Genomic DNA, 21,948 nt, shown 5'->3' on the forward strand with positions numbered 1-21,948 from the left:
ATGCAAGGGTGTTGCCATACCGGGTTCCGCTGGGTGTTCTCTGCCGTGTACGACGTGGTTAAAGTGCTGGAGCAGAAGCTGAGGCAGGAGCACGGAGCAGGAGCGATTGCGGCCGACGTCATGGCGACGCCGGCCGGAGCCGAACGGGGAACAGCGTGCCGACCGCAATAGCAGTGACCAGTGCTGATCTGGTCCTACCGCCGACCGATCAGCAGACGCCGACGGCTGCCCTGCTGCAGGCGCCCGGTGCCCAGGCGATGGACTTGGCGATCGGCGACATGCACCTGATGCTGGAGCAGCACGGGTATGTGATCGCCGTCTATTCGACGGGCATCGCACCCGAGCACGAGCGGCGGCTTCACGCCGTCCGGTCCGTGCTGGAGAGCGATCGCATCGCGCTGCTCAAGGTGGACCTGCCGCCCCTGGGGGTCGCCGTGCTGGTGCGGCAGTTGAGGCAGCTGTCCATCTGTGACTTCAGCCCCGGAGTGGTGGCCTCCTCCGCACGGCTCCTGTCCCATTACATCCATGCGGGCGCCCTGCTGAACTCGGTGACCAAGCTCGATCGCGTCCCCGTCAGCCTGAAGGCGCACGCCAAGTCCTGGGTCCCCGGATCCCAGTTCGCCGTCCTCGCGGGACCGAACCCCCAGCTCATCAAGGTCGGCCCGGCGGCGGAGCCGCTGGCCGGTCCCGAGTTCGGCACGCATCTGCTGGTCGCCAGGGGGCAGTTGCAGTCCGACTGGGTGCAGCAGACCCTGGCGCCCGCCTGGAAGGTCCAGGCGACTCACGACGCGACGCTTCCCGCCGATTCCTCCCGTTGGTGGGGAACCGGGAAGCTGATCGAATTTGCCGCTTACCTTCCGGATATCTCCGTCCTGTACCAACTCGTGTCCTCAGTAAGGCGAGAGACGTGTCACTGGTGCGGAATGGAGCTCATCGGTGATCGCTGCGGGTTCTGTTCCTCACCGCTTGCCGTTCCCGAGAACCGAATGCCGCCGTCCGGTGTCCTGAACCATGGAGCGCCGGCACCGCCACGGTCGTAGCGTCCGCGGATTCCTCCTCCCCGGACGCCCCCGTGGCACGGACACCGCCCGTGCCACACACCCCGCTCTCCAGACAACAGCCCCGCTCAGCGCCCCACAGCCCCCCGCGCATTCTTCTGTCCGCTGCCCCACGCATCCGACCCGAACGAGGTTGTCCGGCCCATGAACTCCCGCCAGCGCCGCGGCGTGATACTCCTGCTCCTCTCGGTCCTGTGCGCCTTCGGCGCCTTCGCCGGAGTGCTCTCGGTGATCAGCGACGTCAACTCGAAGGTCGGACCCGAGGTCTCGGCCTACGAGCTGAAGAGCGACGTCGCACCCTTCACCAACTTGACTCCGGACAAGTTCGAGAAGGTCTCGATGCCGAAGCGGTGGCTCTCGTCCAACGCGGTGACCGACATCTCCGAGGTCAACGGCAAGATCTCCCTCACCACGCTCAAGGAGGGCTCGCTGCTCCAGTCCGACATGATGCAGTCCCGGCCCGCCCTGCAGCCCGGTGAGCAGGAGATCGCGATCATGATCGACGCCGCGACCGGCGTCGCGGGGAAGATCACCTCCGGTGCCACGGTCAACGTCTACGCCACGTTCGCGGGCGAGCGCGAGGGCGAGCCGGCGCAGTCGAAGGTCATCGTCTCCAACGCCAAGGTCCTGGACGTCGGCAAGCTGACCGCCCTGGACCCGAGCCGCGACGGCAAGGGCAGTCAGGCCACCGAAGCGGTACCGATCACCTTCGCGCTGAACACGCTCGACACCCAGCGCATCGCGTACGCGGAGTCGTTCGCGATGCACGTACGCCTCGCGCTCATCGCCACCGGCAGCGACAGCAGTATCCGTCCGGGCGACCGCACCTACACGCTCGACAAGGACAAGTGAGGATTGGATGACCACGAGGATCCTCCCGGCCGTCGGTGAGGCCGATGCGGCCAGATCCGTCACCACCCTGCTCAGCCAGCTCCCCGACGCGGAGCCGGCCGCTCCGGTCGGCGACTCGACACAGCTCATCGACACGCTCGCGCGCCTCGCGGGCGAGTCGCTCGACGAGCTGCCCGAGGTCGTGCTGGTCCACGAGCGGATCGGTCCGGTGCCGGCTCTGGAACTGATCCGGGAGGTATCCCTGCGCTTCCCCGCCATCGGGGTCGTGCTCATCACCGCCGACGCGAGCCCCGGTCTGTTCTCCGCCGCGATGGACTCCGGGGCCCGTGGCCTGGTCACGTTGCCGCTGAGCTACGAGGAACTGGTCAACCGGGTCCAGTCCGCCGCCCAGTGGTCCGTCGGCGTCCGCCGGCACCTGGGCGCCGGCAGCGACGTCTTCACCGGTCCCGGCGGCACCGTCGTGACGGTCAGCGGCGCCAAGGGCGGTGTGGGAGTCACCGTCGCAGCGGTCCAGCTCGCCCTCGCCGCCCAGGCATCGGGCCGGACCGTCGCCCTGGTCGACATGGACCTCCAGTCCGGGGACATCGCCTCGTACCTGGACGTGCAGTTCCGCCGGTCCATCGTCGACCTGGCGGCGATCAGCGACATCTCCCCGCGCGTCCTGGCCGACGCGGTGTTCAGCCACAGCACCGGAATCGCCCTGCTCCTCGCACCCGGCGAGGGGGAACGAGGCGAAGAGGTCAGCGACCGCGCGGCCCGGCAGATCGTCAGCGCACTGCGCTCGCGCTACGAGATCGTGGTCATCGACTGCGGCAGCCAGATGAACGGTGCCAACGCGGCGGCCATCGAGATGGCTGACACCGCACTGCTGGTCACGACCCCGGACGTGGTCGCGGTGCGCGGCGCGAAGCGCATCGTACGGATGTGGGACCGGCTCCAGATCCGCAAGGCGGAGGAGACGACGACAGTCGTCAACCGCTTCAACCGCAACACCGAGATCCAGCCGCCGCTGATCCAGAAGATCACCGGAACCCGGATCGCCGGAACAGCGGTCCCCGCCAATTTCAAGGAACTTCAGGGTGCCGTCGACGCGGGACGGATGCATGAACTCGATGCGAAGAGTGTCGTGAAACAGGCACTGTGGGCCTTGGCGGGAGAGCTGGGCCTGGTGAAGCTCCCCGCAGGCGCGGCAGGCAGCGAGAAGTACAAGACCGACCGGGGCTCGATCGGCCGTTCCCGCAGACGGGGCGATTCCGCGGGCCGTGGCAAGACCGACTGAGGGGGCAGGTTGATCCATGGCAACCATGGAGATGGCGGAAACAGGCATAGGCAGGAGGCGTGACCGCGACCGCGGACAGACCGCGATCGAGTTCGTCGGGGTTACGCCACTGATCATCCTGCTGCTCGTCGCGCTCTGGCAGTGCGCGCTGATCGGCTACACGTTCAGCCTGGCGAGCAACGCGGCGGATCAGGCGGCGCGGGCGGGAAACGTCTCGCAGTCGGGCCATAGGGCGGCCTGCACGAGGGCAGCGAACGAGGATCTGCCCAACGCCTGGCACACCGACGACATCGACTGCATCAGCGGCGAACGCGGCTTGTACCGGGCCAGGGTCCACCTCGCCGTACCCGTCCTGGTACCCGGAGTGCTCGACTGGGGACCGAAGATCACCGGCGAAGCCGCCTCGGCGAAGGAGGGCTGATCCATGGCCGGGAACAAGCGAAGGTCCGCTCGCGACCGCGGGCAGGTCGCCTTCGAGTACATGGGGTTCATCCCGCTGCTGCTGCTGGTCGGCCTCTGCGCCATCCAGCTGGGCATCGCGGCGTACGCGGCCAACCAGGCGGGCACCGGTGCCCGGGCGGCGGCACGTACGGCCAGTCACGACCGGCCGGAGATCCCGCCGGAGGTGGCGGGCAGGTCGGCCATGAGCCATTGGCTCACCAAGCAGGGCCACACCGACTTCGACCACTCCTTCGGCGACGGCACGGTGACCTACACCGCCAAGGTCAAGGTCCCCTCGATCATCCCGTGGATCGACGACTTCGGCCCCGCCGAGCGCAGCTCCACCATGCCCCTCGACTGACACGGCCACCCCACCCCACCCCACCCCGCACCACCGGCAAGCCGGACCTAGGAGTCAGCGAAATGAGCCTGCGGGCACGCATCACCGCCCCCGAGGAGCACGGTGGGGGGCGGGAGGACGGCCACATGGTCGCCTCCTACCGGGCCAAGCTGCTTGAGGAGATCGACCTCGCGGAGATGTCCTCGCTGGCCGCTGCCGACCGGCGGGCCCGCCTGGAGCGCGTACTCGGCCACATCATCAGCCGTGAAGGACCGGTCCTCTCGACCGTCGAACGCTCACAGCTGATCCGCCGGGTCGTCGACGAGGCCCTCGGCCTCGGCATCCTGGAACCACTGCTCGAAGACGCGTCCATCACCGAGATCATGGTGAACGGACCGGACCAGATCTTCGTCGAGCGCAGCGGCAAGGTCGAACAGCTCCCGATGCGCTTCGGCTCGCACGAACAGCTGATGCAGACCATCGAGCGCATCGTCTCGACGGTCAACCGCCGTGTGGACGAAGCGAATCCGATGGTCGACGCCCGCCTCCCCAGCGGCGAGCGTGTCAACGTGATCATCCCGCCGCTGTCCCTGACCGGCGCCACGCTCACCATCCGGCGGTTCCCGAGGGCCTTCACCCTCCAGGAGATGATCGGCTTCGGCTCGCTCGACGAGCAGATGCTGGTCCTGCTCTCGGGACTCGTCCAGGCCAAGCTCAACATCATCGTCTCCGGCGCCACCGGCACCGGCAAGACGACCCTGCTCAACGCGCTCTCCGGACTGATCCCGAACAACGAGCGCATCGTCACCATCGAGGACTCGGCCGAACTCCAGCTCCAGCAGAACCACGTCATCCGGCTGGAGTCCCGCCCGGCGAACGTGGAGGGCAAGGGCCAGATCAGCATCCGCGACCTGGTCCGCAACTCCCTGCGTATGCGCCCCGACCGCATCGTCGTCGGTGAGGTCCGTGGCGGCGAGTCGCTCGACATGCTCCAGGCGATGTCCACCGGTCACGACGGCTCCCTCGCGACCGTTCACGCCAACAACGCCGAGGACGCGCTGATGCGTCTGCAGACCCTGGCCTCGATGTCGGAGATCAAGATCCCCTTCGAGGCGCTGCACGACCAGATCAACAGCGCCGTCGACGTGATCGTCCAGCTCACCCGGCACGCCGACGGTGGCCGAAAGATCACCGAGATCGCGATCCTCGACTCGCACGGCCGCGACAACTACCGCATCGTCAGCGTGGCCCGCTTCATCCCCCAGCCGATGTCCGCCGACGGGCGGATCCACGGCCGGTTCCAGTACCTTCCGCTCCCGCGCAAGATCGCCGAACGGCTCTATATGGCCAGCCAGCCCATCCCCCAGGCGTTCGGCGTCGCCTCGTCCGACGAACAGCTCGCCACCCGAGAGGCCAAGTAGGTACCGCGCCATGACCAATCTCCCCCTCCTCACGATCGGCGTCACGCTCGTCTGCGGCGTGCTCGGCGTCATGGGCCTGCACGCGTACGCCGGTGGCAAGGCCGACCGCGACGCCCTCGTCGACCGCCTCTCGCACACGGGCCAGATACAGGCCGCAGGCCGCCACCGCCGCTTCCAGGGCGTCGACCGCAGACTGCGCAGAACGAGTCTGGGCCGCAAGATCGAGCTGAAGCTCGCGGTCACTGGCCTGGAAATCACCCCGGGCGAGTTCTTCGTCTACGCACTGGTCGCCATGGCCGGGCTGTGGATGACCGCCTCGTCGATCCTGGCCTCCTTCTTCGGCCCGGTCGCCGCCCTGATCGGTCTCTGGGGCACCAACGCCTTCCTGAACTGGCAGCGGACCAAGCGCACCGACCGCTTCATCAACCAGCTCCCCGAGCTCTCCCGCATCCTCGCCAACGCCACCCAGGCCGGACTGGCCCTGCGCACCGCGCTCGCCATGGCCGCGGACGAACTGGAGGACCCCGCCGGCGAGGAACTCGCCCGGGTCGCACGCCGTCTCGGCGTCGGTGAATCGCTCGACGAGGCGCTGAGCGAGCTGACCGAGCGGCTGCCGTCCCGCGAACTCGTCGTCCTCGTCACGACCCTCGTCCTGTCCAACCGGGCCGGCGGTACGGTCGTCAGCTCCCTGCGCAACCTCACCGAGACGCTGGAGGAACGCAAGGAGACCCGGCGTGAGGTCAAGACGCAGCTGTCGCAGGTGACGGTCACCGCCTACGCGGTCCCGGGCTTCGGCTTCGGCGCGATGCTCCTGATGAACGCCGTGATGCCGGGCGCACTCGACCGTATGACCGGCGCACTGATCGGCCAGGCCGCGGTCATCGTCTCGCTCATCCTGTACGCGATCGGATTCATCGTGATCCGCCGCCTGTCCCGTATCGACGTCTGAGGGGAGGACCTGACATGGACCTGTTGCTCGCACTCGTTGTAGGTCTCGCAGTGTTCGGAGCCATCGCCGGCATCCGGATGTACCGGGCCGACGCCAAGCTCCCCGGCGACCTCGCCATCGCCCTGGAGGTCGGCTCCACCCGCACCGGCGCGGTCGGCTCCGGCATCGACCGGATGGGCATGCGCTGGGCCCCCGCGGTGCTCAGGATGATGGGCCCCAAAGCCGTCAACAAGAAGCGCCGCCAGATCGACATGGCCGGTAACCCCGGCGGTCTCACCATCGACCGGTACGCCGCCCGCCGTGCCGTCTACGGAGCGCTCGGCGCGTTCGGCGCCCTGTCGATGCTCATGCGCGGCCAGCTCTTCTTCGCCATCCTGCTGCTCGCCTTCGGCGCCTTCTGGGTCGAGGTCGGCATCTGGTCGGCCGTCCGGGTCCGCAAGGAGCACATCGAGCGCACGCTCCCCGACTTCCTCGACGTCCTCGCGGTCGTCGTCTCGGCGGGCCTCGGCTTCCGCCAGGCGCTGGAACGCGTCGCGGAGAAGTACGAGGGCCCCTGGGCCGACGAACTCCGCATCACCCTGCGCCAGATGGACATGGGCGTCAGCCGTCGCCAGGCCTTCGAGGAGCTCCGCAAGCGCAACGACTCGGAACAGGTCGCGATGTTCGTGACCACACTCCAGCAGGGCGAGGAACTGGGCGCGCCGATCGTCGAGACACTGATCCAGATCGCCAACGACATGCGCCGCACCGATGCCCAGAACGCCCGGCGCAAGGCGGCCAAGGCCGTCCCGAAGGCCACCTTCGCGGTCACCTCCTTCCTGCTCCCGGGCACCCTGCTGCTGCTGACGGTCGGATTCGTGTACGGGGCCAACGTCGACTTCTCGTTCCTCGGCGGATGACCCGCATGACGGGGATGATGGGCATCACGAGCAGGGGGAGGTGACAGGCGCATGGCATTCCAATTCAGCGACTCACAACCGGGACTGACGAGCGAGGTGCGCCAGGCGCTCTCCAATCCGGGCGCTCAGCCGGCCTTCACGATCCAGCTCAACGCGCTCCAGGCCATGTGCCGCCAGGTCTTCGGGTTCCGTCTCGCGATGACCGCCATAGCGACACCGTTCGCGATCGCCCACACGGCACCTGGTCTCGCGACCTGGCTGATCGGCGCGGCCATCCTCACCACCTTCATGGGCTCCTACGTCCTCTTCCGGGACTGGGAGCGCTTCGGCCCGCTCTTCCTGCGCCACCGCTGGCTGCTCGGCGTCGACGCGTTCATCGGCGCGCTGCTGCTGATCACCGCCACACCCGAATCCACCCTGGCGTACGTCACCGTCTGCACGCCGCTGCTCGCCGGGCTCGTCTACGGCTGGCGCGGCGCGGCGGTGTTCACCACACTCCAGACGCTGATCATCTTCGGCGTCCACGGAACCAACCCGAGGCTGGAGGGCGGTGGGGCGACCGCGCTCCTGCTCCCCGGCTTCTGCGTGATCGCCGGGGCCGTCGGCGTCACCCTGCGCAACCTGCTGCTCCGCTTCGGCACGGCGAGCCAGGCCCTCACGGAGACCAGGGCACGGCTCGCGGTCAACGAGGCCGTCGAGGGAGAGCGCACCCGGCTGGCCCGCGAGATGCACGACTCGGTCGCCAAGACCCTGCACGGGCTGGCACTCGCCGCCGATGGTCTGGCCCACTCGTCGGACCGGATGGACCCCCTCACGGTGAAGCACCAGGCCGAACTGGTCGCCCGGTCGGCCCGCCGGGCAGCCGCGGAATCACGCGAACTCCTGTCCGACCTGCGCAGGGAGTCCGGCCTGGACGGCGGTGTGGACCTCGTCGGCGAACTCCGCGCCCGTGCCCAGGACTTCACCCGCCGCCACGGCCTCGTCGCCACCTTCAGGACCCTCAACGAGACACCGGTCCCGCCGGTACCCCAGGCGGTCGGCCGCCAACTCCTCACCATTGCCTCCGAGGCCATGGAGAACGCGCACCGCCACGCCCACCCGACGTACCTGGTCGTCCTGGCCGGGGTGAAGGGGGACGTTCTGCGCGTCAGCGTCTACGACGACGGGCGGGGCCTGCCCTCGGGCACCACGCTCGACGACCTCAAGCGGGCCGGCCACTTCGGCCTCGTGGGCATGGTCGAACGCGCCGCGTCCATCGGCGCCCGTATCCGTATCGGCAAGGGCAAGGCGGCCACCGGCACGGAAGTCCGCCTGGAGCTGCCGATGGCCGCCCTGTCCCAGGAACCATCCGTGCAGCAGTTCAACTGACCCGTTCCACACCGTCCCCCACAGAGTCTGAGAGGAGGTCGCAGAATGCCGGACGAGATCTCGCACACGTCGGGCCAGAACTGGGCAGCACAGCATCACGCATCCCAGCACACGTCCTCGCATGCCACGCCCATCAATTCGGAATCCAGCTCCCCAGGATTCCCCGCTCCGCAGCAGCCCGCGGCATCCGGAGCGCTGCCCGCCTTCCCCCCCGCCCCCGACCTGCCCGCCCCCGGACCGTTGAGGGTCGTCGTCGCCGACGACAACCCCGTGGTCCGGGCCGGCCTCGGCGCCCTGCTCTCGGGCCGTGACGACGTCGAGGTCGCGGCAGAGGCGGCGGACGGCCGCCAGGCCTACGACATGGCCTTGCGGCACCGTCCGGACGTCGTCCTGCTCGACGTCCGGATGCCCGGCGTGGACGGTATCTCCGCCCTGCCCCACCTGGTACAGGTCGCACCCGTCATGATGCTGACCTACAGCCGCGAGAGCGAGATCGTCCACGAGGCACTGCGCCTGGGCGCGAGCGGCTATCTGGTCCACGGCGAGTTCACGGCGGACCAGCTCGTGCAGGCGGTACGCGACACGAAGAACGGCCGCGCGCACTTCACGGCCACGGCGGCCAACGCGCTGCTCGCCCACATGCGACAGGGCCCCGGACCGCAGGGCGCACAGCTGCCGGAGGGCCTCGGATCCGCCCTGACCACGGGCGTTCCCTACCAGATCCCCGGCTACGACGCCCATGGCTCAGGCCATGCGCCCGGATATGCGCCTGGTCATGTGCCCGGCCATGCGTCCGGACCGGGAGTGTCACCGCAGCACGGTGCGTATGCATACATGCCCCCGCCCGGAACGGCTTCGCCGATGCCGCCACCTGCGGCGCAGCCGGTACGACCATCTCAGGGTCTTTCGCATGTGCAACCAGGTATGGGACAGTCTTCGGTAGTCGGGGGGCCGGGCGCCGCCCAGAACAGGCAGCAGTACGGGTTGAGTTCGAGGGAGGTGGAGGTCATGGAGCTGATCGCGTCCGGTATGAGCAATCAGCAAATCGCCGCCACCTGCTTCATCAGCGAGAAGACCGTGAAGAACCACATCAACCGGATCTTCACCAAGCTGCACAGCAGCAGCCGCAGCGAGGCGATCGCCCGCTGGCTCGGCACAGCGCCGGCCTCGGGTCCCGGTGCACAGGGGGGCAGGTAGCCGTGTCCGAGCGGGGGAACCGGCGAGACGTCGGTACGGGTACGGGTACGGCCGGCGCAATGAGTGAGGGCCCCGGGGCCCAGCACCGGTCCGGCAGGGCCCAACTGGGCGATTGGGCCCGGGAATGGGCCCTGGGACCCTCTGGTGGGCATGGTGTTCCGCCGTATGTTTCTCATGTCGCAAACGGCACCGGCCAGGAGGAAGCCGGTAACGGGAGTGACAACAAAGGAACGTGCGAGTCGGCCGGCAAACGGTCGGCCGAATCTGGAGGGGAACACCATGTCGAACATCACCCTGAAGACCGCCGTCCGCGTCAACGGCTGGGCCAACACCGCGGTCTCCAAGATCCAGAAGCGCTACGAGACCGCGGACCGCGGCCAGACGGCCTTCGAGTACCTCGGCATCATCCTGGTGGTCGTCGCGATCATCGGTGGCATGGTGGCCTCGGGCATCGGTTCGGCGATCACGACTCGCATCACCGGCCTGGTGGACTCGATCACCGCTGGCTCGTGATCGATCGTCGCCGCAGCGACCGAGGGCAGGCCTTCCCCATCTACATTGTGATGGTGGCGGGCCTGCTCTTCCTCGCGTTCGCCTTCTTTGCTGTTGGTCAGGCCTCCGCCACACGTAACGGCGCCCAGGGTGCTGCGGACGCCGCCGCGCTCGCTGCCGCTCAGGAAGCCCGGAAGGACCTCGGAGTGCCGTTCCTCGCCGCTCTGCGGACACCGGACGGCCTCACCGAGTTCTTGGCGAATCATCGGTACTTCAGCGCCGGTTGTTCGGACGCGCAGCAACTGGCATCCGTCAATCGCGCGTATCTCTACACCGATGATCCCGTCAGCCGGCCTCGTTGCCGCTGGGACGAGGGATTCCTCCAGGACAAGGTCACGGTCAGCGTCAAGACCAGTTACACGGTGGGTTCCTCGGTGATCCCCAGCACGAAGACCAAGCACGCCACGGCCACGGCCACTGCCGTGATCGAGTTCCGGTGTTCGCCGGAGCTCAAGGATGTGCCGAGTGCCGACCCCGACCCTGGCTCCGACGACAAGGACGACGAGGGCGACAAGCCGGATCTGCCGATCTCCACTCTTGATTGTCGCGGGGGCAGTCTTGATGTCGACCCCGCTCATCCGGAGCTGTGGGCGGACGTGGCCAAGACCATCTTCGCCGTGCACTTGATCGACGACTGACAGCGAACGACGAGTAAAGGAATCTGAACCCATGAGCATTCGGCGCACCTCGAAATCCCGAAGGGTAGCGGCAGTTGCCTCTATGGCAGCTGTTCTGGCCCTGGTTGTCACCGGGTGCGGTGGTGACGACGGCGGAACCACAAAGGATCCGGGATCGTCGTCCGCCAAGCCCTCGGATGGAGACAAGGGAGCGAAGGAAGACACTGCTGCTGGGGATCAGGTGGACCAGAATGCCAAGCTCGCTCAGGTCAACGGGCGTGATGGGCTGACTCTCGTCGTCAATGAGGTCAAGCGTGACAGCGGTGGCTTCGTGACCGTCAGTGGCGTGATCAAGAACGACGGAGACGGCGTTCGCAGCGGCGGTCAGTGGGCGGGTACGGAGAGCGCCGTCCTGGCGAAGAACCCCAACTCCGTAGCCGGTGCGACCCTTGTCGACAAGGTCGGCAAGAAGCGCTACTACATTCTCCGGGACACGGATGGACGGTGCCTCTGCACCACTGGGCTGACGGCAATTCAACCTGGAAAGTCCGTCTCTGTCTTCATGCAGTTCCCGGCACCGCCGGAGACCAGCACTGAAGTCGACTTCACGCTTCCGACGTTCGCCACCGCCTCGCTGAAGATCTCCGGGTGATGGCGGATATGAAGAGCATTCACACGCAGCACAGGGCAGGCCATCTCGTGGGCCGGGGCATCGCTGTCGCAGTACTGCTCGCCGGCGCCACGGTCTTCGGTGCGACGACGGCCCTGGCAGACGACGGCCCGAGCGTTCCTCCAGGCACTGAAGCCTCGTCCGAGCCGCCCGTCAAGCTGGACAGCAACGACCCCGACCTCAAGATGCCCGAGGGTGGCACCCTCGCCCCGGGCAAGGTCCTCGACATCATCCAGGTGGTCGAGGACGAGGGCGGCGAGGAGCGTCGCGAGGACACCAACGCGGACATCAAGTTCGCGCTGCAGTCCGAGGTCCTCTTCGGCAAGGACAGCGCGAAGCTGAGCTCCGCCGCCAACTCCCGTATCGCGGCCATTGCCGCCGAGATCAAGAAGCAGAACGCCTCGAAGGTGCGCGTCTTCGGCTTCACCGACAACCTCGGCTCGTCGGCACACGGTGACGTGCTGTCCAAGCAGCGTGCCGAGGCCGTGCACGGGGTGCTGGAGAAGCAGGTGGGCTCGTCCATCACGTTCGAGATCCGAGGCTACGGCGAGCAGTACCCGATCGCCAGCAACACCACGGAAGAGGGCCGGAAGAAGAACCGCCGCGTGGAGGTCTCCTTCCCGCGCGGCAGCTCCTCCTGACCTGACCTGCACGTAACAGGGCCTGGCACCGCAATCGGTGTCAGGCCCTGGCGCTGTGTCACAGCAGGTGGTCGGCCTTGCCGGCTTTGATGTCGAGGATGAGCTGCTGGAGTGCCTCGCGGCTGTCGGTGAGGAAGTGGTCCTCCGAGCCGAGGACGGTGATGTAGCTGTTGCCGTGGTCGTCGGTGCCGAGCCGGTAGCAGCTGGCTCCCTCACCACAGAACGGCTCTTCCCATGCGACGTCCTGCATGAAGGGTCCCTTCTCAGAGGTGGCGTGCGATGTTGCGCATGAAGTCCTGCGACCGATCGGGTGTGAGCGCAATCCGTTCCATCCAGTCCAGATGTGCACGGTACTTGGTCAGCTGATGCTCCTCATAGAGAAAATCCGGTCCATGAGTGCTGTCCACTTGCACGGTGTCCAGCTGAGGAACAGGCCCCTCTGCGTAGTTGACTGTTTGTCCGGCTCCGGGGAATGCGCCCGCCTCGAAGGTGATGACGCGCAATGAGATGTGAGGACGCTCCGAGACGGTGAGCAGGTGGTCGAGTTGGGCGCGCGCCACCGCACGACCGCCGAACTGCATACGCAGAGCCGCTTCGTGTATGACTCCCAGGTACTCGGGAGGAGCGGCGCCGTCCAGGACCTGTTGGCGTTCCACTCGGTGGGCCAGGCGCAGTGCGACTTCGTGGTTGGGCAGCGGAGGGACAACGGCCCGGAACACGGCGAGTGCGTGATCGCTGGTCTGAAGGATCCCGGGGATGTGAACGGAGTGGGCGGTCCGCATCCGTAGCGCATTGGCCTCAAGCTCGGCAATGTCGAGGAGGCCTGCCGGGAGGGAGTCGCGGTATCGAGCCCACCACTTTCGTGATGCGGGTCGGGCCATCGCGACCAGGGCGTCCACATAGTCCGTGTCCGGGCAGTCGCAAGCGTGTGCCAGGCTTCGCAAGCGCTCCTCGGTGATGGCTCGGATGCCCTGTTCGATGTTGGAGAGTCTGGACCGGTCAACCCCGAGAAGCCCGGCCGCGGTCTCGGCGGACACCCCGGCGGCCGTGCGCATTTTCCGAAGTTCGCTGCCCAGGCGCTTCTGCCGCTCGGTCGGGGACGTTCGCGCTGACATGTCAGTCCTTCCATGGCCTTCCGGGTGAAGTCTGCCGTGTGGCGGGCGCCTTGTGCCACGGAGGAGTCATCTTTACGTGAATGGGTGGCCAATATGACCCGTCGCACACTACATTCAGTGACGCACAGCTCACGCTCCGATGGGCCGGAAGTGCATCGCGCGGTGCTGCCCGCTGTCTCCTTTCCCGGGAGGGGCGGTGTCGCGTCAGGGAGACAGGCCACTGCTCATCGGACTCGGCGTGAGCCACTTGTGCGCATCGACGCGAACGCGAGATCCGCCAACTTGTCACCCGAACCAGGGGAGCCAGCCATGCACTCATCTTCACTCGCCGCGCTCTGCCCGGCCCTCGCCGAATCCCGTACGTCGATCCCGCCTCTGCTCCCGCCTCTGTCCCCCGCCCGTCAACACGCCCATGCGCAGACCTACTTGCGCCCGAAGGGTCGCTCCGGCAGCGAGCGCGGGCTCACTCTGAGTTTTACGTTGCCCGGCGACACCCGCAGTGCGTTCATCGGGCGTACGGCGATCGCTGCCGCGCTGGAGGCGTACGGGCTCGCCCCGTACGTCTGGCCGGTGACGCATGCCGCGTCCGAACTCGTCGCGGTGACCGCGAGGATGACCCCGGGCAGGGAGCTCTACGTATCACTGCGGCACCGCGACGACGCTGTCCGTCTCCTCGTCTGGGACCAGCATCCGCAGCACGCTGAAACGGACATGGCCGCACTCTGCGAAGCGCGGTGCCGACGGGCGCTGTGGCTTCTGGCGGCTGTCGTGGACGACTGGGGTGGGGAGTGGGGAACGTGCGAGGCGTCGCAGACACAGCAGGGCCGTAAGTCCTGGGTGGTTATGCCGCGTTGACGTGTGACGACGCGACGCGCTGCACAGGGTCCGCCTTCATTCCGTCCCGCACCACGACGCTCCGTACCGCCGGGCCCCTCGACGACGGGCAGAGGGGACCGGCTCGCCAAGTGCGTTCAGTCGTCCAGTTCGGTGATCGGCCGGTCGGTGACGGCGACCGTGAGGACCATCGGGGCGTCGCCGTCGCACTGGTTGACGGAGACGGCAACCCACCGGCTGCCGGTTGGCCCGGCGGCGGGCCCTGCCGGGTCCACCGGCCCCCATACCGACAGGTCGCCGAGGAAGTCCCCGTCGCACAGCGTCCGGAACAGCAGTGGCATCGGTTCGTCCGCGATCTTCCGGTTGATCGGCACCCGCATCCCCACCGACCGGTGCGGCCCCCATCGACGGTCCAACTCGGCCACGAGTGCGGCCAGGTTGCGCTCTCCGACCTCCGAGGCCGCCTCCCACTCGGAGTCGTACAGGCCTGTGAAGCTGTCGCTCTCCCAGAGCGGAGCGAGCAGGAGCCCACGGTCCATGGTCAGGGCCCACTCCTCGGTGACTGGTACTTCCTTCCAGGCTGCGGGCCCCGCCTCCGGGAGGGGGCGGGTCAGCAAGCTGTCGATGTCGGAGACGGCTCGTGCGATCTCGAAGGTCTCGCCGGCGCGGGTGGTCATTGACATGGTGTGGCCGTTTCCATGGGGGTGGGAAGTGGCTGGAGTGCGCCGGAATCGAGTAGCCGCGCGTTGGCCCGGACGACGCTCTCGGCATCTGGCACCCGCCCGGCGCGGAGGGCAGCGAGCGGGGATACGTCACCGTGACGCGGGTCGATGGCGGATCCGGCGGCGTGGACGTGAACAGGCATCCGGTCGTCGCCCGTCCTCGAACCGGAACCCGCTGCCGGGAGAAGTCCGGTGACCCGGGCGAGGACCGCCTTCCCCCGTGCGGGGAGCGCTTCGGCCAGCTCCTCCCGGGGACCCGAGGTGCCCCGAATCGCACGATCCACCTCTCGCCCCGTCGTTAATCTTCCGGCACTCTCACCCAGTCACGCTAACCGCCGTGACGCGGCAGCCGAGCTTCGGCGGGGCGGGAAGTCGGGAGAGGTATGGGCGCCCGGGGTACCGCTCGGGCGGGCCCGGTGGTGCGGGTGTGTGCCCGAATCACTTCCAACTACGTGTGCGAAGGGAATGGAGGGCCGCGATGATCTCGGCGACGACTCGCTCCGGGTGGCGGTAGATCTCCGTTGCCGTGAAGCGGAGAATACGGCGGATCTCCGGGCAGCCCTGAAGCTCGTTGAAACGGCGAAGGTCCTCCGCATGTGCTTCGCGGGTGCCGTGGAAGGCGTAGCCCTCGATCTCGACGACCAGCCCCTCGGCCCGGAAGAAGAAGTCCGGGCGAAGATTGCGGCCGTTGGGGGTGCGTAGTTCCGCCTGCGTTTCGGGGTGCAGGCCGGAGTCGTGGAGGAGCAGGCGGGCGACCGTTTCGGCGGGAGAGCCGGCGAGCGGGTCGAGGAGCGGGAGCAGGCTGCGGGCGCGGGCGGTGCGGTGACGGGGGTTCGCGAGTTCCGCGTGAAGCGCCCGGAGAGGGCGGAGCGGCGGTCGGCGTACTCCGTGCACCCGGCGCGCGGAGAGGGCGGAGTCCGCGAGGACGACCGCCTCGTCGCGGGGGAGGAGCCGTAGAAGGTCGCCGACCGTGCGGGCCGGGGACGTGACGTGGAGGCCCCGTCGAACGGTGCGGTCGGCGGGGGAGAGGGGGAGCCGGTGGACTCGGGTGCCGGGGCGCCCGCGGTACGGCCGGGGCGCGGGTCGGTGAACTCGACCTCGGCGTCGTGAGTCGGGCCGTGCAGGAGTTCGAGGCGGTGAAGAGCCGCCGCGGTGCCGTGGCCGCACACGAGGTTCGGCTGGAGGTTCTGTACGACCCAGGCGCGGGTGAACCAGTCGACCCTGCGCCCCGGGGCGGCCCAGGCCCAGGCGCCCCGGTGGATCGGCTGCCACTGCTCGTTCCGGAGCCGATGGGTCAGCCGCCGCGGGGCCCAGCCCGCTTCGAGGGCCCGGGCGGTGAAGAGGACACCACCCGGCGCGAGCTTCGCCAACTCCGCAACTTCATCGGCTCGCTGTCGGGCTCGTGGCCCCCGCGGTGGTGAGGCGACGCGTGCTGAGTTCATGGCGCCACGATTCCTCAGCGGACCTGGAGGCGTTTGAGCCTGTGGATAACCTCGGCCGCGCCGGGGTGGGCGAAGCCCGTGGACGTGAGTTCCGGGGTCGGAACCGGGCCCGGAACCGGGTGCGTTGACAGGGGATCGGCCGATGCGTGTAATGGAAGCGGTGTCGCGCGGCGCCGGTCAAAGAGCAGTGGGCCGGTCGGCGATCGAGCGAACACCCATCACTCAAGGGTCCGTTATGAGTTCTTACTCCGCGCCCTGTACCTGACGCTGCGCAGCCGCGCACTCCCGGCGCCCCCGCGTGCACCGTACGCGTGGCCCGTCCGGCGAGAGGCTTGTGCGGTCCCTTCGCCCTGGGCACATCACCACACGCCGTGACCGCAGTCGCTGCGGACTCACCGAAGCTCCCGGAGATACGCATCCGTATGCCCATGTCCTTCAACGAAACGATTATCGAGGAGTTCCGCGCCAACGAGGGGAAGATCGGCGGCCCCTTCGAAGGCGGCGACCTCCTCCTGCTGACGACTACCGGCGCGAAGTCGGGGACCGAGCGGACCACACCCCTCGGGTACATCCGGCACGGCGAGCTGCTCCTGCTCGTCGGGTCCAACCTCGGCGCCCCGAACCACCCCGCCTGGTACCACAACCTGCTCGCCCACCCGGTGGTACGGGTCGAGATCGGAACCCGCACCTTCCAGGCCCTCGCGGTTCCCGCCGAGGGGGCCAGGCGCGACGAGCTGTTCGCGCACGCCGTACGGTCTGCCCCCGGGTACGGCGACTACCAGGATCGGACCACCCGGCTCCTGCCCGTCGTCGTGCTGGAACGCGCCGAGCCCGACGGGTGGGCGGGGCCCGGAGAGGTCCGCACCCTCGCCGACAAGGTCATGGAGGTTCACACCTGGCTGCGCGGCCAGTTGCGTCAGGTGGCGGCCGAGACGGAAGCCCACTTCGCCGAGCGCGCGGCCCATCAAGGTCCCGGTGAGCCACCGGTGCCGGGCCTGGGGCTGCAGATCAGGCAGCGATGCCTGGCGTTCTGCCAGGCCCTGGAGTTCCACCACACCAGTGAGGACGGGCACCTGTTCCCCGGGATCGCGCGCCACCACCCCCACCTGGGCGACACCTTCGCCCGGCTTGAGGACGAGCACCGCACCGTCGCACGGATTCAGACGGCGCTCGTGGACCTGCTCGCCGGCATCGGGATCGCCGAACCGAAGCGCTTCCGGGTCGAGTTGGCGGCGATGGCGGCTGAGCTGAACGCCCATCTCGACTACGAGGAGGAGGCGATCGTCCCCCTCCTGGCCGAGGTCCCCTGGCCGCCGGTTCCGCCCGCGGAGGCCGCGGAGCCCGCAGGCGGCGGGGCGGGCCGCGCCTGACCCCGGTGAACGCCCCCGCGTACGAGGCATTCGTTGCCGAGTTCGCTACCGCCGCCGCCCGCTACCGGGAGTGCTGAACCCCGTAGCGGCGGCGCGCCGCCGAGGTGGGGTTCGCCCCAGTCCCAGCCCAAGTCTCAGTCCCAGCCCCGGACCCCGCCCCGGTGGCCTGGACGAGGAGTCTCAGTGCGGCCTGGGAAGCCGATCTGGGGGTGGCGGTGACCATGACCAGCGACTGCTCGGGCTGGGACGGTACGGTCAGCGTCTGCTGCCTGACCGTCAGCGGACCGACGAGCGGGTGCCGTAGCCCGTACTCGGCGGTGTCGCACGCCCGAACCCGGTGGTCGGCCCACATGCCGGCGAACTCCGGGCTCCGGGTCGTCAGTTCGCCGATGAGCGACGTCAGCAGGGCGTCCTGCGGATGCCGCCCCGCAACCAGTCGCAGATTGCCGACCACGGCTCGGGCCTTCGCCGTCCAGTCGACGTAGAGCTCACGGATGTGGGCGTCCAGGAAGACCAGCCGCGCCATGTTCGGACGGTCCGCCGGGCGGTCCGGGCCGGTCGGGTCCACATGCCCGGCCAGCAGGGCGTGCCCCGCGCTGTTCCAGGCCAGTACGTCGCTGCGCCGCCCGGTCACCACGACGGGCACCTCGGCCAAGGACCGCACCAGTTCGCGCACGGCCGGGGCCAGCCGCTCGGCCGGGGGCCGGCGGGCCGTGGTCCGGTGCCGGCAGGCGGTGGCCAGGTCGTGCAGGTGCAGCCGTTCCGTCTCCTCCAGGCGCAGGCCCCGGGCGATCGCGTCCAGCACCTCGACGGACGCGTGACACGAAGCCCCCTGCTCCAGACGCGTGTAGTAGGAGGAGCTGACGCCCGCCAGCAGGGCCAGCTCCTCACGCCGCAGTCCCGGAACCCGTCGGCGGTCCCCGTAGGTCGGCAGCCCGACGTCCTGGGGCCGCAACTGGGCCCGCCGCGCCTGGAGGAAGGCGCCGAGCTGTCCGTGTGCGTCCATGGCCCCGAGTATCCAGTGCCGAGGCGCACACAGCCTGCCCCTGCCGGGGATAGGCAGAGCCGGGGCTGGTTGCCCACCGCCGACCGGACACACAGTGGGGCCTCGGCGAGCCCCGGCCGCCACGGTGGGGCGGGAACGTCACCTGACGGGAACGCCCCCGCGCGGCAGGCCCGCACCGCACCCTCACTCACGACGCAAGGACGAGACGTGTCATCGAAGTTCGCAAGGAACCTGCTGGTCGCCGCCATCGCGACGGCCTCGCTCGCAGTTGTGGGCCCGACCGGTTCGGCGACGGCCGTCACGGCGCCGTTGTCACATGCCCGCATCACCGAGCACTTCGACCTGCCCGGCGGGCAGATGCCGGAGAACATCGTCCTGGAACCCAACGGCAGCATCGATCTGTCCTTCTCCGCCGCGGGCCAGATCGCCCAGGTCACCCGCAACGGCAAGGTGCGGGTGCTGGCGACCCTGCCCGCACCGGCCGATGACGGCGTGCACACTCCGGCGCTCGGCTTCCCCCTGGTCACCGGCCTGGTCAGGGACGCGCACGGCACGCTGTACTTCCTGTACGCCACGGGCACCGCCGACCTCACCGGCGTCTGGCGGCTCACGCCCGGCGGCACCCCGGAGCGGATCGCCGCGCTGCCGGCCGACGGCCTGCCCAACGGACTGGCGCTGGACTCCGGCCGCCTCTACATCACCGACTCGGTCCGTGGCGTCATCTGGCGCGTACCGGCCGCAGGCGGCACCGCGACGGTCTGGGCGGACGGCACCGAGCTCGCCCCGACCGGCTTCCTCGGCGCCAACGGCCTGAAGGTGCACAACGGTGCCGTCTGGGTGTCCAACCTGGACAAGGGCACCGTGGTCCGATACCCGGTGAGGAGGAACGGCGCTGCGGGCCCCGCCCGGATCAGGGCCGAACAGCTCCCCGGAATCGACGACTTCGCCTTCATCGGCCGCAGCGACCGAATCCTCGCCGCCCTCGACCAGACCGACCAGGTGGCCCTGGTCGAGTCCGACGGTACTCACACCATCGTCCTCAGTGCCCAGGACGGCCTGCAGAACCCCACGGCCGTCGCCGTGCGCGGCGACGCCGTGTACGTGACCTCGGCCGCCTACCTCACCAAGCGGGACCCCAACCTGCTCACCGCCCGCATCCACAAGCGCCACTGACGAACCCGACACACAGATGGGGCGCACCCGGGCGCCGAGGGAATGAACCGGAGCGCCGACGAGACGGACCGGAGTACCGACGGCAAACCGGAGCAGAAGAGGATAGGCAGCACACGGCGTCTCCCGCGTCCCCCTGCGTCCGCGCAGCGGGAGGCGCCGGACCGTGCTTGCCCGTCTTCCTACGCCCCAGGAGACTCATCCGTGTTCAGCAAGATCAGCGACACCGCCGCCGCGGCACCGCCCCGGGCAACCGGGCGTGCCGGGCGTGCCGGGCGTGCCGGGCGTGCCGGGCGTGCCGGGCATCCCGGGCCCGCCCGGCGCTGGCCCGTCGCGCTGCGGCGGACGCCCGTCTCCCTGTGGAACGACGACCTCTCGGACTGGGCGGCGGCCCTGACGTACTACGCCATCCTCGCGCTGCTCCCGGCGCTCCTGGTGACGGTGTCCGTCATCGGACTGGCCAACCCCCGGGCCACGGACACGCTGATCGCCGACATCACCGCCTTCGCACCGGCGGAGTCCGGCGCCGCGCTGCGCCAGCCCCTGCTGGCGGCCACGCACGAGCGGACCGCGGTCTGGCTGCTGGTCGCGACCGGCACCGTCAGCGCGGTCTGGTCCGCGTCCAGCTATCTCGCCGTGTTCCGGCGGGCGCTGCACGCGATGCACGGGGTCCGGGACACCCGGCCCGCCCTGCGCAAGGCGCACATCATCGTGGCGACGGCGTTCGGGCTGTTGCTGCTCCTGATGACGAGCGCGTTCGCCCTGGTGCTCTCCGGTCCGCTGGCCCGCTGGCTCGGACACCGGATGGGGCTGGCACATCTGGGGGACGAGCTGTGGGCGGGGCTGAAGTGGCCCGTGCTGCTCTGTCTGGTCGCCTGCCTGATCACGGTCCTCTTCCGGACCGGTCCGGCATCGGCACGTGGGTCACGGCAGGTGCTTCCGGGCGGAGTGCTGGCGGCCCTTCTGTGGCTGGTGGCCTCGGCCGGGTTCACGCTGTACGCGACGTACATCGGCTCCTACAGCCGGTTGTACGGGTCCCTGGCGGGGCTGGTGGTGTTCCTGATCTGGGTGTGGTTCACCAACCTGGCGCTGCTGACGGGCGCCCAGTTCAACGTGGAGCTGAGCCGGGTGCGGCCCGGAGGCACCGACACTCCGCGCGGAGACACCGACACCCGGCCCGGCGGCCATGACGCGGCCGAGGACGAGAGCGAGGACGGGCCCGAGGACGGGTCCGGGGACCAGACCGGCCGCGACACCCGGGACCAGATCGAGGCCTCGCCCGGCAGTTCGTGAGCCGAGCTAGGACCCCGTGCTGCCGTCGACGATCTCTCGGATGATGTCGAGGTGGCCGTTGTGCCGTGCGGTCTCCTCGACGAGGTGCAGCAGGATCCAGCGCAGATCGGGGTTGCGGCCATCGCGCCGCGGACGCTTGGCCGGGGTGTCCAGGTCATGGGCGGCGACGAGCTCCCGGTAGCGGGCGCACTGCTCCTCGTACTCCGTCAGCACGTCGGCGAGCGGCATGTCGACGGCGATGCGCATCTCGCGGTCGGGATCCTCATCGGTCCACGGGCCCTCGTCCTCCCCACCGAGGAACACGACCTCGAACCAGTAGTACTCGACCCAGCGGAGATGGTTGACCACACCCGCGAGCGTCATCAGGGGCGAGCCCGGCAGCGGAGCCTCACGGGCATCCTCCTGCGCGAGGCCTTCGCACTTGGCCGTCGCGGTCGCGCGGGTGTAGTCGAGGAATGTGGTCAGCTGAGTGCGCTCGTCCCAGGCGGGAGGCGAATCGGTGCGTGTCATCGCGGTACACCCTCGCGTCCCGTATCCGGCCTGTCCACCGATTAGGGCGCGAGGCGCCTGCCCCCTCCTTCGCTCCTTGCCTCCTTCCCCCCTCGGGCCTCACCCGCCGCCGGGGGAACCGCGTTGGGGTCCCCCATGGGCCCGTGGGCCCTCGCCGCGGGCCGCAGGGCTGATTACGCTCGTGAGTGACCAACTGCGAGCC

24 protein-coding genes are annotated in these 21,948 nt (G+C 69.0%); 18 read left to right on the forward strand and 6 right to left on the reverse strand.

Annotated features, from left to right (window positions below; genetic code table 11):
* Positions 1-173: 173 nt before the first annotated feature.
* The 14 genes from FHX80_RS19210 (at position 174) to FHX80_RS19275 (ending at position 12,284) form a co-directional block, all read left to right on the forward strand.
* Positions 174-1,040, forward strand: a complete 867-nt coding sequence (locus FHX80_RS19210; RefSeq protein WP_145765308.1) for a hypothetical protein — start codon at positions 174-176, stop codon at positions 1,038-1,040.
* A 162-nt stretch (positions 1,041-1,202) separates the two neighbouring features.
* Positions 1,203-1,910, forward strand: a complete 708-nt coding sequence (gene cpaB / locus FHX80_RS19215) for a Flp pilus assembly protein CpaB (protein WP_145765309.1) — start codon at positions 1,203-1,205, stop codon at positions 1,908-1,910.
* 7 nt (positions 1,911-1,917) lie between these two features.
* Entirely contained in the window at positions 1,918-3,189 is a 1,272-nt protein-coding gene (locus FHX80_RS19220) for a CpaE/TadZ family protein (protein ID WP_145765310.1), read from the forward strand.
* Between the two features lie 16 nt (positions 3,190-3,205).
* Positions 3,206-3,610: a TadE family protein gene (locus FHX80_RS19225; protein ID WP_145765311.1), complete on the forward strand. Its 405-nt coding sequence runs from the start codon at positions 3,206-3,208 to the stop codon at positions 3,608-3,610.
* Positions 3,611-3,613: 3 nt separating this feature from the next.
* Positions 3,614-3,991: a TadE/TadG family type IV pilus assembly protein gene (locus FHX80_RS19230; RefSeq protein ID WP_145765312.1), complete on the forward strand. Its 378-nt coding sequence runs from the start codon at positions 3,614-3,616 to the stop codon at positions 3,989-3,991.
* Positions 3,992-4,053: 62 nt separating this feature from the next.
* Positions 4,054-5,391, forward strand: a complete 1,338-nt coding sequence (locus FHX80_RS19235; RefSeq protein ID WP_145765313.1) for a TadA family conjugal transfer-associated ATPase — start codon at positions 4,054-4,056, stop codon at positions 5,389-5,391.
* A gap of 10 nt (positions 5,392-5,401) precedes the next feature.
* Positions 5,402-6,340, forward strand: coding sequence for a type II secretion system F family protein (locus tag FHX80_RS19240; RefSeq protein WP_145765314.1), 939 nt, complete (start codon positions 5,402-5,404; stop codon positions 6,338-6,340).
* 14 nt (positions 6,341-6,354) lie between these two features.
* Positions 6,355-7,239 carry a DUF5936 domain-containing protein gene (locus FHX80_RS19245; RefSeq protein ID WP_145765315.1) on the forward strand — a complete coding sequence of 295 codons (885 nt, stop codon included), beginning with the start codon at positions 6,355-6,357 and terminating at the stop codon, positions 7,237-7,239.
* A 51-nt stretch (positions 7,240-7,290) separates the two neighbouring features.
* The gene (locus FHX80_RS19250; RefSeq protein WP_145765316.1) at positions 7,291-8,607 is read left to right on the forward strand and encodes a sensor histidine kinase; all 1,317 of its coding nucleotides are present in this window, start codon (positions 7,291-7,293) and stop codon (positions 8,605-8,607) included.
* Positions 8,608-8,652: 45 nt separating this feature from the next.
* Positions 8,653-9,804, forward strand: a complete 1,152-nt coding sequence (locus tag FHX80_RS19255) for a response regulator transcription factor (RefSeq protein WP_145765317.1) — start codon at positions 8,653-8,655, stop codon at positions 9,802-9,804.
* Positions 9,805-10,083: 279 nt separating this feature from the next.
* The gene (locus FHX80_RS19260; protein WP_145765318.1) at positions 10,084-10,317 is read left to right on the forward strand and encodes a hypothetical protein; all 234 of its coding nucleotides are present in this window, start codon (positions 10,084-10,086) and stop codon (positions 10,315-10,317) included.
* Complete coding sequence (locus FHX80_RS19265; RefSeq protein WP_145765319.1) at positions 10,314-10,994, forward strand: pilus assembly protein TadG-related protein; 681 nt, start codon at positions 10,314-10,316, stop codon at positions 10,992-10,994. Before FHX80_RS19260 ends, FHX80_RS19265 begins: the two co-directional genes overlap by 4 nt.
* Before the next feature lie 31 nt (positions 10,995-11,025).
* Positions 11,026-11,625, forward strand: coding sequence for a hypothetical protein (locus FHX80_RS19270; protein ID WP_145765320.1), 600 nt, complete (start codon positions 11,026-11,028; stop codon positions 11,623-11,625).
* An 8-nt stretch (positions 11,626-11,633) separates the two neighbouring features.
* A complete protein-coding gene (locus tag FHX80_RS19275) occupies positions 11,634-12,284 on the forward strand; it encodes an OmpA family protein (RefSeq protein WP_145765321.1) in 651 nt (216 codons plus the stop codon).
* 58 nt (positions 12,285-12,342) lie between these two features.
* Here FHX80_RS19275 and FHX80_RS19280 read toward each other — a convergent pair whose 3' ends face one another.
* Together FHX80_RS19280 and FHX80_RS19285 are read right to left on the reverse strand one after the other, a co-directional pair.
* Entirely contained in the window at positions 12,343-12,534 is a 192-nt protein-coding gene (locus tag FHX80_RS19280) for a hypothetical protein (protein ID WP_145765322.1), read from the reverse strand.
* A gap of 13 nt (positions 12,535-12,547) precedes the next feature.
* Positions 12,548-13,399, reverse strand: a complete 852-nt coding sequence (locus tag FHX80_RS19285) for a helix-turn-helix domain-containing protein (protein WP_145765323.1) — start codon at positions 13,397-13,399, stop codon at positions 12,548-12,550.
* 309 nt (positions 13,400-13,708) lie between these two features.
* Between FHX80_RS19285 and FHX80_RS19290 the strand changes: the two genes are divergently transcribed.
* Positions 13,709-14,254: an ATP-binding protein gene (locus tag FHX80_RS19290; RefSeq protein ID WP_145765324.1), complete on the forward strand. Its 546-nt coding sequence runs from the start codon at positions 13,709-13,711 to the stop codon at positions 14,252-14,254.
* Between the two features lie 116 nt (positions 14,255-14,370).
* On the opposite strand, the gene FHX80_RS19295 is transcribed toward FHX80_RS19290, so the two are convergent.
* Both FHX80_RS19295 and FHX80_RS35795 read right to left on the reverse strand, forming a co-directional pair.
* Positions 14,371-14,916, reverse strand: coding sequence for a hypothetical protein (locus tag FHX80_RS19295; RefSeq protein WP_244318330.1), 546 nt, complete (start codon positions 14,914-14,916; stop codon positions 14,371-14,373).
* 477 nt (positions 14,917-15,393) lie between these two features.
* Positions 15,394-15,849: an endonuclease domain-containing protein gene (locus FHX80_RS35795; RefSeq protein WP_244318331.1), complete on the reverse strand. Its 456-nt coding sequence runs from the start codon at positions 15,847-15,849 to the stop codon at positions 15,394-15,396.
* A 970-nt stretch (positions 15,850-16,819) separates the two neighbouring features.
* Here FHX80_RS35795 and FHX80_RS19305 point away from each other — a divergent pair.
* Entirely contained in the window at positions 16,820-17,767 is a 948-nt protein-coding gene (locus FHX80_RS19305; protein ID WP_145767382.1) for a nitroreductase/quinone reductase family protein, read from the forward strand.
* Positions 17,768-17,828: 61 nt separating this feature from the next.
* Here the strand turns inward: FHX80_RS19305 and FHX80_RS19310 are convergent, their stop codons facing one another.
* Entirely contained in the window at positions 17,829-18,773 is a 945-nt protein-coding gene (locus tag FHX80_RS19310; protein ID WP_145765326.1) for a helix-turn-helix domain-containing protein, read from the reverse strand.
* A 207-nt stretch (positions 18,774-18,980) separates the two neighbouring features.
* Between FHX80_RS19310 and FHX80_RS19315 the strand changes: the two genes are divergently transcribed.
* Both FHX80_RS19315 and FHX80_RS19320 read left to right on the forward strand, forming a co-directional pair.
* The gene (locus FHX80_RS19315) at positions 18,981-19,946 is read left to right on the forward strand and encodes an SMP-30/gluconolactonase/LRE family protein (RefSeq protein ID WP_145765327.1); all 966 of its coding nucleotides are present in this window, start codon (positions 18,981-18,983) and stop codon (positions 19,944-19,946) included.
* 201 nt (positions 19,947-20,147) lie between these two features.
* The gene (locus tag FHX80_RS19320; protein ID WP_145765328.1) at positions 20,148-21,236 is read left to right on the forward strand and encodes a YihY/virulence factor BrkB family protein; all 1,089 of its coding nucleotides are present in this window, start codon (positions 20,148-20,150) and stop codon (positions 21,234-21,236) included.
* A gap of 6 nt (positions 21,237-21,242) precedes the next feature.
* Here FHX80_RS19320 and FHX80_RS19325 read toward each other — a convergent pair whose 3' ends face one another.
* Positions 21,243-21,746 (reverse strand): DinB family protein, encoded by a 504-nt coding sequence (locus FHX80_RS19325; RefSeq protein ID WP_145765329.1) that lies wholly within the window; start codon positions 21,744-21,746, stop codon positions 21,243-21,245.
* Positions 21,747-21,948 lie beyond the last annotated feature (202 nt).

The sequence above is a fragment of the Streptomyces brevispora genome (assembly GCF_007829885.1).
GTDB classification, from domain to species: Bacteria; Actinomycetota; Actinomycetes; order Streptomycetales; family Streptomycetaceae; genus Streptomyces; species Streptomyces brevispora.

Bases quoted from the DNA above. Each gene is read 5' to 3' on its own strand.
- cpaB (WP_145765309.1), top strand. From the start codon at position 1,203: ATGAACTCCCGCCAGCGCCGCGGCGTGATACTCCTGCTCCTCTCGGTC.
- FHX80_RS19220 (WP_145765310.1), top strand. From the start codon at position 1,918: ATGACCACGAGGATCCTCCCGGCCGTCGGTGAGGCCGATGCGGCCAGA.
- FHX80_RS19225 (WP_145765311.1), top strand. From the start codon at position 3,206: ATGGCAACCATGGAGATGGCGGAAACAGGCATAGGCAGGAGGCGTGAC.
- FHX80_RS19230 (WP_145765312.1), top strand. From the start codon at position 3,614: ATGGCCGGGAACAAGCGAAGGTCCGCTCGCGACCGCGGGCAGGTCGCC.
- FHX80_RS19235 (WP_145765313.1), top strand. From the start codon at position 4,054: ATGAGCCTGCGGGCACGCATCACCGCCCCCGAGGAGCACGGTGGGGGG.
- FHX80_RS19240 (WP_145765314.1), top strand. From the start codon at position 5,402: ATGACCAATCTCCCCCTCCTCACGATCGGCGTCACGCTCGTCTGCGGC.
- FHX80_RS19245 (WP_145765315.1), top strand. From the start codon at position 6,355: ATGGACCTGTTGCTCGCACTCGTTGTAGGTCTCGCAGTGTTCGGAGCC.
- FHX80_RS19250 (WP_145765316.1), top strand. From the start codon at position 7,291: ATGGCATTCCAATTCAGCGACTCACAACCGGGACTGACGAGCGAGGTG.
- FHX80_RS19255 (WP_145765317.1), top strand. From the start codon at position 8,653: ATGCCGGACGAGATCTCGCACACGTCGGGCCAGAACTGGGCAGCACAG.
- FHX80_RS19260 (WP_145765318.1), top strand. From the start codon at position 10,084: ATGTCGAACATCACCCTGAAGACCGCCGTCCGCGTCAACGGCTGGGCC.
- FHX80_RS19270 (WP_145765320.1), top strand. From the start codon at position 11,026: ATGAGCATTCGGCGCACCTCGAAATCCCGAAGGGTAGCGGCAGTTGCC.
- FHX80_RS19275 (WP_145765321.1), top strand. From the start codon at position 11,634: ATGAAGAGCATTCACACGCAGCACAGGGCAGGCCATCTCGTGGGCCGG.
- FHX80_RS19280 (WP_145765322.1), bottom strand. From the start codon at position 12,534: ATGCAGGACGTCGCATGGGAAGAGCCGTTCTGTGGTGAGGGAGCCAGC.
- FHX80_RS19285 (WP_145765323.1), bottom strand. From the start codon at position 13,399: ATGTCAGCGCGAACGTCCCCGACCGAGCGGCAGAAGCGCCTGGGCAGC.
- FHX80_RS19290 (WP_145765324.1), top strand. From the start codon at position 13,709: ATGCACTCATCTTCACTCGCCGCGCTCTGCCCGGCCCTCGCCGAATCC.
- FHX80_RS19295 (WP_244318330.1), bottom strand. From the start codon at position 14,916: ATGTCAATGACCACCCGCGCCGGCGAGACCTTCGAGATCGCACGAGCC.
- FHX80_RS19305 (WP_145767382.1), top strand. From the start codon at position 16,820: ATGCCCATGTCCTTCAACGAAACGATTATCGAGGAGTTCCGCGCCAAC.
- FHX80_RS19310 (WP_145765326.1), bottom strand. From the start codon at position 18,773: ATGGACGCACACGGACAGCTCGGCGCCTTCCTCCAGGCGCGGCGGGCC.
- FHX80_RS19325 (WP_145765329.1), bottom strand. From the start codon at position 21,746: ATGACACGCACCGATTCGCCTCCCGCCTGGGACGAGCGCACTCAGCTG.